Source organism: Nocardiopsis sp. MT53 (assembly GCF_019598965.1).
Taxonomy (GTDB): domain Bacteria; phylum Actinomycetota; class Actinomycetes; order Streptosporangiales; family Streptosporangiaceae; genus Nocardiopsis; species Nocardiopsis changdeensis.
In genome coordinates this window covers 1816535-1833051 of the sequence record NZ_CP080599.1, presented here as the reverse complement: position 1 = coordinate 1833051, position 16517 = coordinate 1816535, and the positions used below count along the sequence as shown (strand labels likewise).

Here is a 16517-nt window from a genome sequence, read left to right as displayed (position 1 = left end):
CTTTTAGTGGTCAAAGTGTCTCGGAAAGCGGTGTGCGGTGTCCTCACGATTCTCGTCCCTGGCGCGCGCCACCGCCGGGGCCTCCGCGGTCGCCGTGCTGGCGGTCCTGGCCTCTCCCGCGCCGTCGTCGGCGGCGGCCGGGGAGGAGGTCTGCGCGCACGTCCGCGAGGACGGCTCCTGTGCGCTGGTGCTGACCGGAGGCCCGGCGGCGCCCGCGCTCCGGGCGGACGGCCCGTGGCTGGAGGTCCCCGGCCGGGACCCCGACTGCCGCACCGGGGAGGGCGTGCCGGTCGAGGTGTTCCCCGGCGACGACGGAGTGTTCCACCTGGCCCCGGGGGAGGGGACCGTCTTCTGCGACGTCACCGCGCAGGCGAGGGGCGGGGAGGCCGCCGGTCCGTCCGGGGCGGCGGAGGCCGCCGAGTGGGCGGGGTCCGGGGGTGCGCCCGAGCCCGGCCGGTCCGCCGATCCGTCCGGCGCGGCGGGGACGCCCGGGGCCACCGGGGGCGGTGGGGTACCCGGGACCGGCGGGGGAACGGACTCCTCTGCCGTCCCCGAGCCGGTCGACCGGCCCGGTGCCGCTGAGACTCCGGAGGCGCCCGGGACCGACGGGCGGTCAGAGTCCTCGGCCGTTCCCGGGCCCGTCGGCCCGTCCGGAACGGTGGAGGCTCCGGGGACCGCCGGGGACGGCGACGCCCCCGAGGCGTCGCCGCACGGGGAACACGGTGGGGCACCCGGGGAGGGGCACTCCGGGACCCCCGGGGAGCCCGGCGGGGAAGAGGCCCCCGCCGACCCGGCGCCCTCCGCCTCACCGTCACCGGAGTGCCTCGGGAACGGCGAGGAGCACGAGGGTTCGCGGGAGTGGCAGCGCTTCCCCGTCGAGCGGACCGGCCCCTGCCGGGGCACGCCCCTGGCGCAGTGGCCCGACCTGGAGGCCGCGGCCGGGCAGGCGGGCCGGCTCGCCTTCGTCGACCTCGCCGACCGGTTGGGCGTCTCCGTGTTCGACCTCGCCGAGCACCTGGGCGTCGACGGGGTGCGCGGACTGTCCCGGCGCTCCGTCGACGAGCTGGCGGGCATGCTCGGGATCACCCCGCAGGACCTGGTCGACCGCTCTGAGGAGGCGGCCGCGGCGATCATCGCCGCGGAGTCGTCCTCACTCGCGGGCGGAGTGTCCTCACCAGCCGACGTGGCTTCCTCACTCGCCGGCGGGGCGTCCCCGTCCCTCGTCCGCCGGAGCGGCGGCCTGTTCGGGAGGCCCGACCGGCTGCCCGACACCGGCCCCCGCGCCGCCGTCCTCGTGCACGGCGGCGTCCTGCTCACCGCGGCCGGTGCCCTGGTGCTGCTGCTGGCCCGCCGACTCCCGTCCTGAACCGGTCACCGGGGCCGGGAACCCCGGGCCGCCGCCGGGAGTCCCACACGTGGGCGCGACCGAGGGGGGAAGGGACCTGGTGGACGGAACGCACACGGGTGATCTGCTGGCGGGGGACGACGACGGGCCGGAGGAGGTCAACGACCTCCTGGACGACGGCGGCGACACCGTCAGCGGCGCCAGCCGATCGCTGCTGGCCGAGCGTTCGCCGGACGCGACGAAGACGACCGTCCTGCTCCGGGACGAGCTGGGCCTGCCCACGGTGGGCGAGATCGGCGGCGACCTGCTGGGCGTGGAGGCCGAGGCCGCCGCGCGCGACACCGGCCTGCCCGGCCGGGCGGTGGGGCTGCCGCCCCGCCCCGTGCCGGACACGGTCATCGACGAGGCCGACCATCCCGGGCTGGCGCTGCGCGCGGTGTCCCTGCGCGGCGACCGCAACCGCGCGCGGGGCCTGCCCCGGCAGGAGTCCTTCGGGCTGTACCCCCTGGAGCACGCGGGGGAGCCGTTCGTTCTGGCCGTCACGGCCTGCGCGTTCCCCTCGGTCAGGGACGCCGACCGGGTCCGCCGGCTGCTGTGGCGCGGTGCGGCGGCCGAGATCGCCGGGCTCGCCGCGCCGCTGCGCGACCCCGAGCACTTCCGGAAGCTGTGCGCGCAACTCCTGGGCCGCGCACTGGAGTACGGGCCCACGGGCGCCCTGACGGCGGCGCTGCTGCGCCTGTCGCCCGAGGGCGAGACCACCGACTGCCTGCTGTTCGGGACCGACGTCGCGTCCGCCCGCCTGCTGCGCGGCGGCGAATGGGAGCCGCTGCCCGCCACCCTGCCCGCCGACCCGGACGGGATCCACGTCAACGGCCACCGCATCGCCCCGGGGGAGGCGCTCCTGCTGTGCGGTTCCGGGCTGTCCGGCCCGATGGCCGACGCCGAGACCGCCGAACGGCTGGCCGCCCAGTGGGGCTCGGGCCGGGTCCCGGGGCGCATGGAGTTCGCCTGGCAGCTGGACTTCCGCGCGGACGGCCACGACGACGACCGCACCGCCGTCTGCCTCTGGGGCCTGTGACCCGACCGTCCACAGCCTGTGGAAAACCCCCGCCCGCTCCGGGCGGGGTCAGCCCGTGAGGTCCTCCTCGTCGGGGCGGACCGAGTCCGGGCGCAGCGGGTCGTGCCCCACCGACATCAGGGACCGCCGCCAGGCGGGGTCCTCGCGGCGGGGCTCGGCCAGGAGCCCGCGCACGTGGTCCGTGACCCGCTCCATGAGGTCGATGTCCGCACCGGTGAGGTCCGTGCGCCGCTTGCGGAGCACGGACACCACCTCCTCGCCCCTCGGCGACACGCCCAGGTCGGGTTCGGTCCGCTCGAAGGCCTCCTCGCCCGAGGCGTCGGTGAGCAGCCATTCCCGCAGCTCCTCGCCGGTCATGTTCACCACCGCGTGGAACGCGTCCCAGACGGCGTCGGCGCGTTCGTCGTGCTCGGCCATGTCCCCTCCTCGTGTTCGGCTCCTGTGGCCGTGCCGCCTGCCCCGGTCAGGACCTGGCGGCCCGGACGAGGCCGTAGACCCCCGCCCCCGCGGCGAAACCCGCCAGGCCCGCGACCGCCAGGGCGCCGCGGCGCCGGCTCGCCTCCTGGAGCAGGCTGACCTCGCGGGCCTCGTCGTCGAACTCCCCGTGGGCCCCGTGGTCGTGCTCGGCGTCCAGGGGGGCGAACAGGTTGTCCCGCTCCGGCGGGGCGGCGTCGCGCACCTGGCCCTCGTAGCCGGTGCGGGCCAGGTAGAGGTCCAGCAGCCGGGGCGCGAACCGCTGCCCCAGCACGGTGGCCACCGTCGAGGGCGCCACCAGGTACCGCCTCCTGCGGGGGTGCTCGGCCGCCCACACGATGGCCCGGGCCGCCACCTCCGGCTGGTAGACCGGGGGCACCGGGCGGGTCCGGGCGCCCATGCGGGAACGCACCCAGGAGAACTGGGGGGTGTTGACCGCGGGCAGGTGCACCTCGGTGAACCGCACCCGCGAACCGTCGCGGAGCAGTTCGGCGCGCACGGAGTCGGTGAACCCGCGCACCGCGTGCTTGGCGCCGCAGTAGGCCGCCTGGTAGGGGATACCGCGGTAGGCCAGCGCCGACCCCACCTGCACGACCACCCCCCGGTCCCGGGGGAGCATCCGGGCCAGGGCGGCCCGGGTACCGTTCACGTAGCCGTGGTAGCAGACGTCCGTGGCCCGCGCGTACTCCTCGGGCCCGGTCCGCGTGAACGGGGCGATGACCGAGGCGAACGCCGAGTTGACCCACACGTCGACCGGCCCCAGCTCCTCCTCGGCCCGCGCCGCAGCGCCGTCCACGGCCGCGGGGTCGCTCACGTCCACCTCCACGGCGAGGGCGGGCGCCCCCAGGGCCTCGGCCTCCCGCCGGGCGGCCTCCAGCCCGGCCCGTCCCCGCGCCAGCAGGGCCACGGAGTACCCCCGCAGGGCGAACTCCCGGGCGGTGGCCCGGCCCACGCCCGCGGAGGCCCCGCTGACCACCGCCACCCCCCGGTCCCCCGGTGTCCTGTCCACCCCGGTCCTCTCGTCCACCCCGGTTCCTCCTCCGAGTCACCCGGTCGTTCGCGCGCCGGTGGCCACTACCCGGCGCCGCGCGTTTCATGTCCCCGCCCGTCCGGCCCCACCTGCGGTTTCATTCCGGGCTTCCGGGGCAGTCGGATCGGAACGGCGCAATCGACCGTCGCGGAGACGCCCATGAACCGGATGACCACGGACATCGGTGACCACGCCTTCCTCTCCGACTGCCACACCGCGGCCCTCGTCGGAGCGGACGGGGCGGTGGTGTGGATGTGCGCTCCGGCCTTCGACGGGCCGGCGTTCCTGGCCGGCCTCCTCGACCCGGAGCGCGGCGGCCGCTGGACCATGGAGGTGGCGGACGCGCGCCCGGCGGAGCGCTCCTACCTGGACGACAGCCTCGTACTGGAGAGCGTCTGGCGGGGCGAGGACACGGAGGTGGCCGTCCTCGACCTGCTCGCCCTGCGGCGGAACGGGAAGGGGGCGGACCTGTTCCGGGAGGGGCTGCTGCTGCGCATGGTGGAGTGCCGCTCGGGCGCCGCCGCGGTGCGCTCGCGCCTGTCCGTCCGGCCGGACTTCGGCCGCGGGAGCCCGGCGTGGGAGCAGCGGGGGGAGCACCTGGCGGAGACGACGTCGGGGCTGCTGCTCTCCGGCGGCCCCGCCCTGCGTGTGGACGAGGACGGCGACGTCGAATGGCGTGCCGAGCTCTCCGCCGGGGAGCACGCCCTGATGTGCCTGGACTACCTGCACGGGGAACGGGCGGTGGGCGAGGAGGAGGGGCGGGCCCTGCTGGAGGAGACCCTCGCCGCCTGGCGGGCGTGGGCGGGGCGCAGCGACTACCGGGGGGTCGGGGCCGAGCACGTCGACCGGAGCCTGCTCGTGCTGCGGGGGCTGCTCCACGAGGAGACGGGGGCGCTGATCTCGGCGCCCACCACCTCCCTGCCCGAGTGGCCGGGCGGGGAGCGCAACTGGGACTACCGCTACGTCTGGCACCGCGACGCCCCCCTGGTGGTCCTGACCTTCATGCGGCTGGGCCACATCGAGGAGGCGGAGCAGTACCTGCGCTTCCTGCTGAGCGCGTGCGGTGAGCCCCGCGGCTGGATCTCGCCTGTCCAGACCGTCCGGGGCGCGCCGCCGCCGAAGGAGGAGGAGCTCACCCACCTCTCCGGCCACCTGGGATCGCGCCCGGTGCGGGTGGGCAACGACGCCCACGGCCAGCACCAGCTCGACGTCTACGGCCACATCCTCGATGCCGCCCTGTACTACCACCAGGTCACCGGGCGCCTGAGCGAGGAGGACCTCGCCCGCCTGGTGTCCGTGGCGACCGTGGCGGCCGACGTGTGGCGGGAGCCGGACGAGGGGATCTGGGAGGTCCGCGGAGAGCGGCGGCACTGGACCAACTCCAAGGTCTACGCCTGGGTCTGCCTGGACCGCGCGATCAGGCTGGCCCGGCTCACCGGCCGCGAGGACGAGGTCCCCGAGGAGCGCTGGGCCGCCGAGCGCGACGCGATCCGGGCCGAGGTCCTCCGGCGCGGGTACGACCCGGAGACCGGATCGTTCGTCCGCTACTACGGGTCCTCCCGTGTGGACGGCTCCCTGCTGCGGCTGCCGCTGCTGGGCTTCCTGGAGGGGGACGACCCCCGGGTCCTGGGCACGCTGGCGCGCGTCGACGAGGAGCTGGGGGAGGCGGGGTTCCTCGTCCACCGCTACGACCCGGCCGAGACCGACGACGGGCTGGAGTCCCCGGAGGGGGCCTTCCTCCTGTGCTCCTACGACATGGTGTCGGCCCTGGCGCTCGCCGGGCGGGAGGAGGAGGCGCGCCGGCGGTTCGAGGAGCTGTGCGGCCGGTCGGGGCCCCTCGGGCTCCAGGCCGAGGAGATGGCGTCCGACGGCTCCATGCTGGGCAACTTCCCCCAGAGCTTCACCCACCTCGCCCTGATCGAGGCCGCCATGAACCTGGAGTACGCCGACGACACGGACGCCCTGCACGCCTGGGCCGACCGCAGGGGGCCGGGCACGGGGGAGGGCGAAGGGGAGAGGAGTGCCGACCATGAACAGTGACGCCACCGACCCGGTGCAGGGGGCCAAGGAGGCGGTGCGCCGGGAGGCGGAGATCTACCGGGACGGCAGCGACCAGCCCCTGGGCGGCTACGCGGCGGCGATGGCGGTCTACGCGGCCTCCGTGGGCGCGGGCCTGGTGGCGGTGAAGCTGGCGGGACGCCGGAGCGACGCCCGGGTGGGGCCGTGGGACCTCGCGCTCATGGGGCTGACCACCCACAAGGTCTCCCGGCTGCTGGCCAAGGACCCGGTCACCAGCCCGCTGCGGGCGTTCTTCACCCGCTTCCGCGGGGCCTCGGCGCCGGCGGAGCTCTCCGAGGAGGTGCGGGGAGAGGGCGGGCGCAAGGCCGCCGGCGAGCTGATCACCTGCCCGTTCTGCACCGCGCAGTGGATCGCCACGGGGTACGCCTTCGGGCTGGTCCTGGCGCCGGGGCTCACCCGGAGCGCGGGCGCGGTGTTCAGCGCGGTGGCGGTCTCCGACTGGCTCCAGCTGGCCTACGTCCGGCTGCAGAAGGCCCAGGAGGGGTAGCGTCGGCCCCGGCCCGCGGCCCCGGCCGGCGCCGGCCCCGAGCCCGGGACGGTCGGCGCCTCAGGCGCGCCCGCCACCGTCCTCGGGGTCGTCCTCCTCCGGTTCCCGGCCGCCGGCCACGCTGGTCTCCGGGGGAGCCCCCACGACGAAACCGAAGAACACGTGGTCGGCGAGCAGTGCCCACCGCTCCCCGGGGTGGTCCCTCCGGGCGTGCCCCAGGCCGAGCGCCGGGGCGAGGAGCACCTCGAAGAGCCCCCAGGCGAGGACGCCGTAGACGGGGCCGGTGAGGCGCGACGCGCGCAGCCCCCTCGGGAGGAGCGCGAACACGGTGCCCGCGGTCGCCCCGTACGTCCAGTGGGCCAGCTCGATGACCGCGGTCCTCCTGTTCTCGGGGAAGGCCTCCAGCAGCGGCGGAACGCCCTGCCGCAGGATCTCGTCGGGCGGTGTGCGCTCGACGAGCCCCAGCCCCACGGTCGCCTGCCGCATCCCGGTCATGGCCATGGATCCCACCGCTCCGCGCACCGAGCCCCTGAGCCACGGGTGTCGCGGAGGGGAGCCCTCTCTCCTGCCCATCGTGCCCCTCCCTCGGGTCGTGTGCATTCCCCTGACCCGAATCCCCGGGTTCACACATGGGCCCGGGCGGGTCGGGGGCGCGTCGGCGGGTAAGGGGCGGGCATGAGATCCACAGTGCGCACAGGAGCGGCGGGGCGGGCCGCGGCCGCCGCCGCGGCGGCGGCCCTGACGGCCGCCTGCGGGGCCGGCGGCACGTCCGGCGACACGGCGGGCGGTGCGGACCCGGGCGCCGGGGGCGCCCCGGGCACGGCTGGGGCGGCCGTGGGGGAGCCCCGTGTCCACGCCACCGGCCTGGAGGTCCCCTGGGGGGCGGCCGTGCTGCCGGACGGCTCGGTGCTGGTCGCCGAGCGGGACTCCGGCGAGGTGGTCCGGGTGGCCGAGGACGGCACCGTTGCGACGGTGGGCTCGGTGGACGGCGTGTCCCCCGGCGGCGAGGGCGGGCTGCTGGGGCTGGCCGTCGACCCCGCCTTCCCCAACGAGCCCTACGTGTACGTCTACTTCACCTCCTCCTCCGACAACCGGATCGCACGCCTGGAGTACGACCCGCAGGAGGGCCTGACCGGCCAGGAGACCCTGCTCGACGGCATCCCCGCGGCGGGCAACCACAACGGCGGCCGGATCGCGTTCGGCCCCGACGGCTTCCTGTACGCCGGCACCGGCGACGCCGGGGACCCGTCGCTGTCCCAGGACAGGGACTCCCTGGGCGGCAAGATCCTGCGGATCACCACCGAGGGCGAGCCCGCCGAGGACAACCCCTTCGGCAACGCGACCTACAGCTACGGCCACCGCAACGTCCAGGGCCTGGCCTGGGACGAGGAGGGGCGGCTGTACGCCACGGAGTTCGGCCAGGACGAGTGGGACGAGGTCAACCTCATCGAGCCGGGCGGCAACTACGGCTGGCCCGAGGTGGAGGGCGAGGGCGGCGGCGACGGGTTCGTCGACCCGCTGGTCACCTGGACCACCGACGAGGCCTCGCCGAGCGGCGCCGCGGTGGCGGGCGGCTCCCTGTGGGTGGCCTCGCTGCGCGGTGCCCGACTGTGGGAGGTCCCGCTCACCGGGGACGGCGGTGTCGGGGAGCCGACGGCGCACTTCACCGGGGAGTACGGGCGGCTGCGCACGGTCGTGGTCACCTCCGAGGGCGACGCCCTGTGGCTGTCCACCAGCAACCGGGACGGCCGGGGCGACCCGGTCGAAGAGGACGATCGGCTGTTCCTGGTGCCTTTGGGGTGAGTGCTCGGTATCCGGGGCGCGGGTGACACGCGGGGAGGATCATCCCGTTGCCCACCCTCCGCTTGATTACTCTAAGTAGTAATTAACTGCGGAGGGTGAGCTATGTCCGTGTTCCCCAGGGGTGCGCGACGGTCCGGACCGGGACGCGGGCCGCTGTCCGCGGCCCTCGCGCTGATCGGCGCCTTCTCGATGGTCGCGGTCACGTCCGGAGGCGCCTCGGCCCAGCCCGTCCCGACCGGCTCCGAGGTCGTCGTGAAGGTCGGCGGGGTCCGCGCCGGGGACACGCCCGGCGCACTGGACGGTGTGGTCCTCGGGCTGTTCGAGAACGCCGACGACGCGGAACCGGTGGCCGAGTGCACCTCCACCGGCGGCACCTGCGCCTTCACCGTCCCCGGCACCGACGGCACCACCCGGCTCTGGGTCAAGGAGGTCGGGGTCCCCGACGGGTGGTTCTCCAACCCCGCGCTGCGCACCGGGGAGGGCAGCGGCGAAGCCTCGCAGGCGGACCCCTACGTGTTCAGGACGCCGCTCCTCGAACCCGGCGGGACCTACACCTCCGGCGCGGAGTTCATGGCCCAGGGCGGCGGCGCGGCCCGGGACGCCTCCGGCGGGTACTGGCAGGTCTCGCGCGACAACGTCCCCCTCCCGCAGCGGTGCGGACTGGACATCGCACTGCTTCTGGACACGTCCGGTTCGGTGGAGGACGAGCTCCCCGAGCTGAAACAGGCCGCCGACACCATCACGGACTCCCTCGTGGGGACCCCGTCCCAGATGGCCCTCTTCTCCTTCTCCAGCTCCTCCCCGGCGGAGCAGGGGGAGAACCACCCCGACCTGGTACCCGTCACCACCCCCGAGCAGGCCGACGCCTTCAAGGCCCTGTACCGGGACTGGGCGGCCGAGGGCGGGACGAACTGGGACGTCGCCCTCGATACGGTGGCGGGCGCCCAGGCGCACTACGACCTCGTGCTGATGATCACCGACGGCGACCCCACCTTCTACCGGAACGAGCAGGGGCCGGGGAGCTTCACCCGCTTCCGGGAGGTGGAGGAGGCGGTCTTCTCCGCGAACCTGCTCAAGGAGAAGGGCTCCAGGCTGGTCGCCGCCGGGGTCGGCGACGGCATCGACACGGAGACCGAACTGAACCTGCGGGCGGTCACCGGGCCCGTGGAGTTCGACGGGTCGAACATGCTGGAGGCCGACCACCTGCACACCGGCGACTTCGGGGCCGTCGGCGAGGCCATCCGCGAGATGGTCGGGCAGATGTGCTCCGGCAGCCTGTCGGTGACCAAGATGATCGTCCCCGAGGGGAACGGGGAGGGCGATCTCAGCGGCGCGGTGCCGGCCGGCCCGGGCTGGACCTTCGAGGCCGGGACCGGGACGGAGGGGGCCGCCGTCGACCCGGCCTCGGCGACCACCGGGGCCGACGGGACCGGGACGGTCAACTTCGCCCTGACCTACCCGCACGGCGCGGAGTCGGCGGTCGTCGAGATCACCGAGCGGCAGCGGGACGGCTACCGGCTGGTGTCCCAGGACGGCGAGACCGCGCGCTGCGTGGAGCTGACCGGGGAGGGCGGGGGCGAGCCCCTCGACGTCGAGTCCCGGCCGGGCGACGACCCCGCCTTCGCGGTGTCCGTGCCCGCGGCGGCCCCGGTGAACTGCACCGTCTACAACCAGAAGGCGCCGGAACCGCCGGCCGACCTCACCGTTGACAAGTCCTGGTGGATCGACGGGCTCGTCTACCCGGAGGGGGAGCAGCCCGACGGGTTCGGGTCCGCCCTGAGCCTGGCCGACGGCGAGGCCCTCGCCCCGCAGCCCTGGGGCGAGGCCCGGGGCGGGTACACGGTCGGCGGCACGGTGGCGGGGCAGGAGGTCATGACGGCGCCGGAGCAGTGCTTCCTGGTGCTGGCCGAGGCCCGGCCCGAGGGGGAGGAGAGCCCCTTCGACGGCCTCGAACCCGGGGCGGAGGGCACCCGCGAGGACAGGTACCGGGAGGACTTCGGGTTCGCCCTGCCCGCGGAGCACAACCGCTACACCGTGTACAACGCGTTCACCTGCGACACCCGGCTGACGCTGGTCAAGGAGGTGGACAACACCGGCGGCGGCACGGCCGGGCCCGGCGACTGGACGCTGACGGCGGCCGGGGACGGCGGGACGGTCAGCGGTCCCGGGGGAGACCCCGCGGTGACCGGGGCGGCGGTCGTCCCCGGCGGCTACGAGCTGGGCGAGGCGGGCCCCGAGGGGTACACCGCGGGCCCGTGGAGCTGCCGGGCGGAGGGCTCGGACGAGGAGCTCGCCGCGGGCGGCACGGTGGAGGTCGGCCTGGGCGAGCACGTCACGTGCCGGGTGCGCAACACCTTCGTGCCCGGACCGGGCCCGAGTCCGTCGCCGAGCCCGACACCGGACCCGTCACCGAGCCCGTCGCCCGGTGAGGAGCCGAGCCCGTCGCCCGAGCCGGGCGGACCCGGCCCGCGGCCCCCGGCCCCGGACGGGCCCCCGGACAGGGGCGGGCTGCCGGTCACCGGAACGTCCGTGCTCGGCGCCGTCGCCGCAGCGGCACTGCTCATCGCGGCCGGGGTGATCTCCCTGTTCCTGGTGCGCAGGCGGCCGCGGGCCGAAGGGTAGCCCGGGGCGGGGGCGGGGTCCGCGCTCTCCTGCGGGTCCCCGCCCCCTCCCGGCCGGCGGTGCGCTCGGGAGTGCGCACCGCCGGGGAGGATCAGCGGCAGACGCTCCCGTTGAGCGTGAAACGCTCGGGTGAGGCGTTCGGTCCGGGTCCGCGCGACCCGGTGAAACCGAAGGTCACCTCGTCGCCCGCGCCGATCTCGGCGTTCCAGTCCAGGGCGTGCGCGGTCACCGCGCGCCCGGACTGCGTCAGGTTGGTGCTCCAGTGCTCGCGCACGGTCTGGGAACCGGGGAAGGACCAGGCCAGGGTCCAGTCGGCCAGCGCCTCACCGCCGGTGTTGCGCACGACCACCTGGGTGGTGGCCCCGCCCTCCCAGGTGCCGTGCACCCGGTAGTCCACCTCGCAGGTGGACTCCGCCGGCGGTGCGGCGTCGCCCTGGTCGGCCGCGAACGCCGACACCCAGGCCAGGGTCGAGTTCCAGTTGATCGTCAGCTCGTTGGTCGCCCACGAGTCGATGTCGTCGATGTGGCAGAACTGCGGTGCGCACCCGTCCAGGTTCGCCTGCGCGATCGGGTCCCAGGTCGCGGTGTCGGAGTTGGGCCCGCCGGAGAGGGTGCCCGGCGGCGGATTGGGCAGGGACGGGTCCAGCTGGTGCGCGTACCAGCGGCTGTGCTGGTTCTCCGTGTACGCCGTTCCGTACCCGGTCACGTAGGAGCTGTTGAGGGCGTTGCGGCCCAGGATGTAGTCCATGCCCTCCAGGACGGCGTCCCGGAACCGGGTGTCGCCGTCGATGTCGTACGCGGTGGCGACCACCACCAGGTTGTTGAGGACCAGGCCGTTGGAGCCCCAGGCGAACACCCCGCTCGCCGGGGCGTACGCCAGGCCGTAGGGGTGGTCGGCCGCGGCGTCCGCGTACTGTTCGGCCCCCTCGACCACGGAGGCGCGCACCGCCTCCCGGTCGGGCAGGCCGTTGGGCACGGTGGCCAGCTGGAGGCGGCCCAGCGGGGCGGTCCACCTCCAGTCGAAGCCGTCGGCCGTGAACACGTCGGCGGTGTGCAGCTCCGACGACGTCACCGCCTCCTCGTACTCCGCGGCGCCGGTGGCCAGGTACAGCTCGGCGGCGGCCCAGTAGAACTCGTCGGCGACCTCGTCGTCGTTGTAGGGCCCGCCGCCCTCGCCACCCACCTCGGCGTAGCGGTCGGGATGGGCCCGGGCGGCGTCCCAGGCGGTCTCGGCCGCCGTCAGGCAGGTGGCGGCGAACTCGGCGTCGTAGGGGGCGAACACCCGCGAGCACTGGGCGGCGGTCGCTGCCAGGTTGAGGGTGGCCGCGGTCGAGGGCGCGTGCAGGTAGCGGGGCTGGGGGTCGGCGGCGGGCATCAGGGGCAGCCCGGTCCAGCGCTCGTCGTGGACCTTGTGGTGCGCCATCCCGGCGAGCTCCTCGCCCGCGGGCACCTGCATGGACAGCAGGAACTCCATCTCCCAGCGCGCCTCGTCGAGGACGTCGGGGACCCCGTTGTCGCGTTCGGGCACGGCCAGGGTGGAGTCGCCGACCCGTTCGGGGTCCCCGGTGGGCGCCGCGTGCGCGCGTTCGTAGACGCTCATCAGCTGGTGCACGGAGATGCCGCCGTTGACCACGTACTTGCCGTGGTCCCCGGCGTCGTACCAGCCGCCGGAGACGTCGAGCGAATAGTCGCAGGGGGTGCTCGGGTGGCAGGTGACCTCGGTGTCGCCGCGGTTGGGCGCGACACCGGCGTGCCCGGCCTCCCGCGCGTACCCGGGGGCGATCCCGTCGAGGATCTCGATGCCGCTGCGCTGGGTGTAGTAGAACTCCAGCGCGTCCGTCGCCAGGGACCGGTAGGGGTCGGCGCCGATCCCGAAGGGGTGGCTCGTCTCCCCGTCGGCGGTCAGGGTGTAGCCCTCGCCGGGGGTGGTGACGTGCCCGAAGCCGATGGTGTGCACGTTCTGCCCGGAGGTGTCGTCCAGGCCGCGGGGAACGGTGTCGCCCGTGGCGACGACGGTGCCGTCGGCGTCGGCCAGGCTCCAGGGCAGCGGATCGGCGGCGTCGGTGACCACGGTGGCGTTCTTGGGGCCCTGCGGCAGGTAGCCGACCTGGTTGACGCGCACGCGGGGGCCGGTGTCGGGCACGTACACGGGGGGCTCGGCCCCGCCGAGCAGGGAGACGTCGTCCAGACACAGGGTCCAGGGGTCGGCGGCTCCGCCGACCTGGAAGGCGACCTGGGCGGCGTCGTGGTCGGCCCCCGCCGTGAACACGTACTCGTACCCGCCCATCTCCGGAGTGAGGACGGGGCGCTCGTCGAGTTCGGTGCGCCAGGGGTCGACCGCTTCCTGGACCAGGGCCCGGACGGGGCGTTCGGCGGTGCCGGAGGCGGTGAAGGAGAAGGTGTAGGACTCGCCCGCGACGAGCGGTACGTCGTTCTGGCCGACGATGACCTCCCACGGGTCGGAGGTGCCGCCGGGCACCTCGACGCACAGGACCTCGTCCTCGGTGACGGTCAGTTCGATCTGGGGCGTGCCCCACCAGCCGGAGGTCCCGTCGGAGAAGTCGCCGTTGACGATCTGCTCCACGGGTTCGTCGTCGGCCAGGGCCGGGGCGGAGGTCAGGGGGAGGGTCAGGAGGGCGGCGGTGCCCAGGACCGCGGGGGTTCTTCGTGGACTCAAGGGGGGTCGTCCTTCCGGGCGGGCCGAGCAGCCGGCCGCGAACGGTCTGGGAGCGCTCCCAGACAAAAGGTACGACCATTGTTGTGTCGCCCGTCACACGTGTCAATGGGGGTTGTCGGAGGGATCTCCGTCCGGGCCGGGAACCGCGCGGTTCCCGGCCCGGGTGGCGGGGGCGCCCCGCCGGTCCGCCGCGCCGGGCGGTGCCAGGGGGCGGCGGCCTCCGGCCGGGCGGGGGCGTGCGAGTGCCCGCGGAGCCGGGCCGACCGGTTCCGCGGGCACCCGGCCGGCCGGCGGCCGCAGGCTCAGCGCGGCGCCCTCGCCGGTCCCCTCGGGGAAGACGTCCGGCGGCTCGGCCAGCGCGTCCCCGCAGGACGAGGAGGACACCGAGGAGATGTGCTCGGCGCTGGACAGCCTCCCGTCGAAACCGTCCATGTCGATCCACTCGCGGACGTAGCCGTCGGGCAGTTCCTCCTGGAACGGGAGCAGGTCGTTCATGCGCTGCGTCGCCGTCAGCTCGACGTTCGAGCAGCCGGTGAGGACGGCGGCCAGGACCGCGGGGACGACGAGGGTTCGGAACCGCATGCGAAGGAGCACCTCTGGGGGTCGGGGCGTGCACCGGCCCCTACGGCGCCCTTCGCGCGCACGCGGTTCCGACGGGTGACCGTCCGGATCCGGCCGCCGCGGTCACTCCTCTTCCCCGGCCTCCCCGGCCGCCCCATCGGCCTCGGGCGCCCCACCGGCCTCGGCGGGGGCCAGGCCGCGCGCCACCACCTGCTCGGTGAGGATGCGGCGCACCTCCTCGGCGTCCCCGGCGTGCCCGGGGTGACCGGTGCGCTCGCTCAGCTCCCGCAGCACCGCCGCGACCACGGAGTCCTCGGTCACCAGACCGGAGAGCGGCGCGGCCTCCACTGCCTCGCGCCACCGGCGCAGGGCGTCCAGCCGCCCGTGGACGACCGCCTCGCGGGTGATGTGGAAGAGCTGGTCCAGGTTGCGGTGGTAGGAGGCCGGGTCGGCCAGGTCCGCGTCGACCACCACGACCGGGCGGACCCCCGAGCCCTCCGGACGCAGGTGGTAGACCCGCCAGGCCCGGCCGTTGGTCAGGAAGACCCACTCCGCGCCCTCCTGGGAGGCCAGGCGGCGGGCCATCTGGATGTTGCGCAGGTCCAGGTCCTGGCCGATCCCCCGCACCTCCACGGGAGCGAACAGCTTCCCGTCCAGGACGATGGCGTAGTCGTTGGACTCCCCGCCCGTCCGGTAGTCGGTGGTGAGGTCGTGGTACTTGCTGAAATTGAGGCCGACGCTGAAGAAGTCGGCGACCAGGAGCCGCGTGTCCCCCTCGTTGGCGTCGCGGTCCGCCAGGTCGGCGATCGGCCCGGCGAAGCGGTCCATGGCCGCGGCGACCCGGCTGCGCACGGACTCCTGCCAGCTCAGGGTGGTGGTGAACTCGCCGGTCCGGCTCATGACCTGGGTTTCTTCAACATCCATGAACATCCGCTCCCGTTCGTGCCGAAAAGCCCCGTCCCACGGCCTTCTCCGGCACGGCGGGGGCGCGGACAGGGGAAGATCCGGCCACGATGCTACAGCCCGCCCACGGCGCGTACCGCCCCGGGAGCGAAGGTCCCGGGGCGGTACGGACGGTTCCGGAGGCCGTCAGCGGGGGCGGCCGTCGAGGATCTCCTCCACGAACGCCCGGTAGCCGCGCAGCGCCACACGGAGGTTCTCGGTGTCGGCGCCGCCCTCCCAGGCGGACCGCAGCTCCGACCGGCGGGCCTCGACGCCCTCGATGAGCGTCCGGACCACCTCCTCGGCCACCAGGTCGGCCTCGCCCACGGCCTTGCCGGGATCGTCTACGAAGCCGTTGACCGCGGCGGCCATGCGCTCGCGTATCTCGTCGCCCCTGGACGGGCCGGACGGGCCGGACGGCCCCCCGCCCCCGTGCCCCCCGTGTCCGGGGTCGGGAGGGGCCGTCCGCGACCTGGCCGCCGGTACGGTGACGGCCTCCACCCCGGTCCCCTCGGGGCGGTCGTGGACCTCCGCCCCGGCTCCCGCGGCGCGGGCGCGCCGGCCCGGTGTGTTCTCCTCGTTCCGCTTCATCGCGCCACCTCCGGGGTCACGGCGTGCGCGGCCGGCCGGACGGCCGCACCGCCCAGCAGGGACTCCAGGAGGCCGCGGTGGGCCACCAGGACCTCGCGCAGGTGCTCGGTGTCGGTCGTGTCCGTGTCGGTACGAACGGTCCGGTGCACGGCGGCGACCTCGTCTCCGTGGTCCGCCGACAGGTCGGCGAGGCGGTACTCGAAGGAGTCGTCGTCGATCCCGGAGGGATCCTCCGGGTAGCCGAGCGCGACGGAGACCTCCGTCAGGAGCCGCCGGGAGCCCCGCAGGGCGCCGGCCGGGTCGTCCACGAACCGCTGCTGGACCGCGAGCCACGCCTCCCGGTACCGGTCCTTCTCCGCGTCCGTGGGACGCCGGACCCGGACCTCCCTGCGCCGGTCCAGCCGCCGGGACAGCTCGCGCTCCGCGGACCTCGTGTCGCCGCTGGTCATGAGCACGTGGTCGTACTCGCCGCCGAACCGCTTGCGCAGCCGGGTGCGGTTGCCCATCGGAACCCTGCCGCTCCCGAGGGAGAGGACCAGGGCGACGGCGAGGACGAGCAGGACCGCCGCGCCGATGATGATGTACGTCGTCGTGTCCACGAGGGTTCACCTCCTATGCCTCATCCCCTGCCCGGGTCCTTTTCCGGGAAACGGCGGACAGGCGTTTCCCGGGCGGGCGGAGCCGCGTTCTCCCAAGTGAAAGCCCGGAAAAAAATATCGCGGGCCCGGGAGCGCCGGCACGTGCTTTCGGCGTCCCCGGGCCCGCGGCACGGACCGGCTGTGACGGGCCGTCGCCCCGGGGAAGGGAAGGTGTTCCGCCGGGGTCTCC

14 protein-coding genes are annotated in these 16517 nt (G+C 75.0%); 6 read left to right on the top strand and 8 right to left on the bottom strand.

Annotated features, from left to right (window positions below; all coding sequences use genetic code 11):
- The first annotated feature begins 37 nt into the window (after window positions 1-37).
- Window positions 38-1366 (top strand): hypothetical protein, encoded by a 1329-nt coding sequence (locus K1J57_RS07900; protein WP_220563797.1) that lies wholly within the window; start codon window positions 38-40, stop codon window positions 1364-1366.
- Between the two features lie 79 nt (window positions 1367-1445).
- Complete coding sequence (locus tag K1J57_RS07895; protein WP_220563796.1) at window positions 1446-2423, top strand: hypothetical protein; 978 nt, start codon at window positions 1446-1448, stop codon at window positions 2421-2423.
- A gap of 48 nt (window positions 2424-2471) precedes the next feature.
- Here K1J57_RS07895 and K1J57_RS07890 read toward each other — a convergent pair whose 3' ends face one another.
- Both K1J57_RS07890 and K1J57_RS07885 read right to left on the bottom strand, forming a co-directional pair.
- The gene (locus K1J57_RS07890) at window positions 2472-2840 is read right to left on the bottom strand and encodes a DUF3140 domain-containing protein (RefSeq protein ID WP_220563795.1); all 369 of its coding nucleotides are present in this window, start codon (window positions 2838-2840) and stop codon (window positions 2472-2474) included.
- Between the two features lie 46 nt (window positions 2841-2886).
- The gene (locus K1J57_RS07885; RefSeq protein WP_255646904.1) at window positions 2887-3924 is read right to left on the bottom strand and encodes an SDR family oxidoreductase; all 1038 of its coding nucleotides are present in this window, start codon (window positions 3922-3924) and stop codon (window positions 2887-2889) included.
- A 162-nt stretch (window positions 3925-4086) separates the two neighbouring features.
- Here K1J57_RS07885 and K1J57_RS07880 point away from each other — a divergent pair, with 162 nt between their 5' ends.
- Window positions 4087-5967: a glycoside hydrolase family 15 protein gene (locus K1J57_RS07880; RefSeq protein WP_220563794.1), complete on the top strand. Its 1881-nt coding sequence runs from the start codon at window positions 4087-4089 to the stop codon at window positions 5965-5967.
- On the top strand, window positions 5957-6493 hold the full coding sequence (locus K1J57_RS07875; RefSeq protein WP_220563793.1) for a DUF1360 domain-containing protein: 537 nt from the start codon (window positions 5957-5959) through the stop codon (window positions 6491-6493). Before K1J57_RS07880 ends, K1J57_RS07875 begins: the two co-directional genes overlap by 11 nt.
- Before the next feature lie 60 nt (window positions 6494-6553).
- On the opposite strand, the gene K1J57_RS07870 is transcribed toward K1J57_RS07875, so the two are convergent.
- Window positions 6554-6994 carry a hypothetical protein gene (locus K1J57_RS07870; protein WP_220563792.1) on the bottom strand — a complete coding sequence of 147 codons (441 nt, stop codon included), beginning with the start codon at window positions 6992-6994 and terminating at the stop codon, window positions 6554-6556.
- Window positions 6995-7168: 174 nt separating this feature from the next.
- Here K1J57_RS07870 and K1J57_RS07865 point away from each other — a divergent pair, with 174 nt between their 5' ends.
- Window positions 7169-8296: a sorbosone dehydrogenase family protein gene (locus K1J57_RS07865; protein ID WP_220563791.1), complete on the top strand. Its 1128-nt coding sequence runs from the start codon at window positions 7169-7171 to the stop codon at window positions 8294-8296.
- A 102-nt stretch (window positions 8297-8398) separates the two neighbouring features.
- Entirely contained in the window at window positions 8399-10918 is a 2520-nt protein-coding gene (locus K1J57_RS33945; protein ID WP_220563790.1) for a VWA domain-containing protein, read from the top strand.
- 91 nt (window positions 10919-11009) lie between these two features.
- Here the strand turns inward: K1J57_RS33945 and K1J57_RS07855 are convergent, their stop codons facing one another.
- From K1J57_RS07855 to K1J57_RS07835, 5 genes are all read right to left on the bottom strand, one after another.
- A complete protein-coding gene (locus K1J57_RS07855) occupies window positions 11010-13595 on the bottom strand; it encodes a glycoside hydrolase family 9 protein (RefSeq protein ID WP_220563789.1) in 2586 nt (861 codons plus the stop codon).
- 102 nt (window positions 13596-13697) lie between these two features.
- Complete coding sequence (locus tag K1J57_RS07850; protein WP_220563788.1) at window positions 13698-14177, bottom strand: hypothetical protein; 480 nt, start codon at window positions 14175-14177, stop codon at window positions 13698-13700.
- Between the two features lie 102 nt (window positions 14178-14279).
- Window positions 14280-15080, bottom strand: coding sequence for a hypothetical protein (locus K1J57_RS07845; protein WP_220563787.1), 801 nt, complete (start codon window positions 15078-15080; stop codon window positions 14280-14282).
- Window positions 15081-15245: 165 nt separating this feature from the next.
- The gene (locus K1J57_RS07840; RefSeq protein ID WP_220563786.1) at window positions 15246-15689 is read right to left on the bottom strand and encodes a hypothetical protein; all 444 of its coding nucleotides are present in this window, start codon (window positions 15687-15689) and stop codon (window positions 15246-15248) included.
- Complete coding sequence (locus K1J57_RS07835) at window positions 15686-16288, bottom strand: hypothetical protein (protein ID WP_220563785.1); 603 nt, start codon at window positions 16286-16288, stop codon at window positions 15686-15688. The genes K1J57_RS07840 and K1J57_RS07835 overlap by 4 nt, the downstream gene beginning before the upstream one ends.
- Window positions 16289-16517 lie beyond the last annotated feature (229 nt).

Excerpts from the sequence above, each read along its gene's own strand:
- K1J57_RS07890 (WP_220563795.1), bottom strand. The coding sequence starts at position 2,840 with ATGGCCGAGCACGACGAACGCGCCGACGCCGTCTGGGACGCGTTCCAC.
- K1J57_RS07880 (WP_220563794.1), top strand. The coding sequence starts at position 4,087 with ATGAACCGGATGACCACGGACATCGGTGACCACGCCTTCCTCTCCGAC.
- K1J57_RS07875 (WP_220563793.1), top strand. The coding sequence starts at position 5,957 with ATGAACAGTGACGCCACCGACCCGGTGCAGGGGGCCAAGGAGGCGGTG.
- K1J57_RS07870 (WP_220563792.1), bottom strand. The coding sequence starts at position 6,994 with ATGGCCATGACCGGGATGCGGCAGGCGACCGTGGGGCTGGGGCTCGTC.
- K1J57_RS07865 (WP_220563791.1), top strand. The coding sequence starts at position 7,169 with ATGAGATCCACAGTGCGCACAGGAGCGGCGGGGCGGGCCGCGGCCGCC.
- K1J57_RS33945 (WP_220563790.1), top strand. The coding sequence starts at position 8,399 with ATGTCCGTGTTCCCCAGGGGTGCGCGACGGTCCGGACCGGGACGCGGG.
- K1J57_RS07850 (WP_220563788.1), bottom strand. The coding sequence starts at position 14,177 with ATGCGGTTCCGAACCCTCGTCGTCCCCGCGGTCCTGGCCGCCGTCCTC.
- K1J57_RS07845 (WP_220563787.1), bottom strand. The coding sequence starts at position 15,080 with ATGGATGTTGAAGAAACCCAGGTCATGAGCCGGACCGGCGAGTTCACC.
- K1J57_RS07840 (WP_220563786.1), bottom strand. The coding sequence starts at position 15,689 with ATGAAGCGGAACGAGGAGAACACACCGGGCCGGCGCGCCCGCGCCGCG.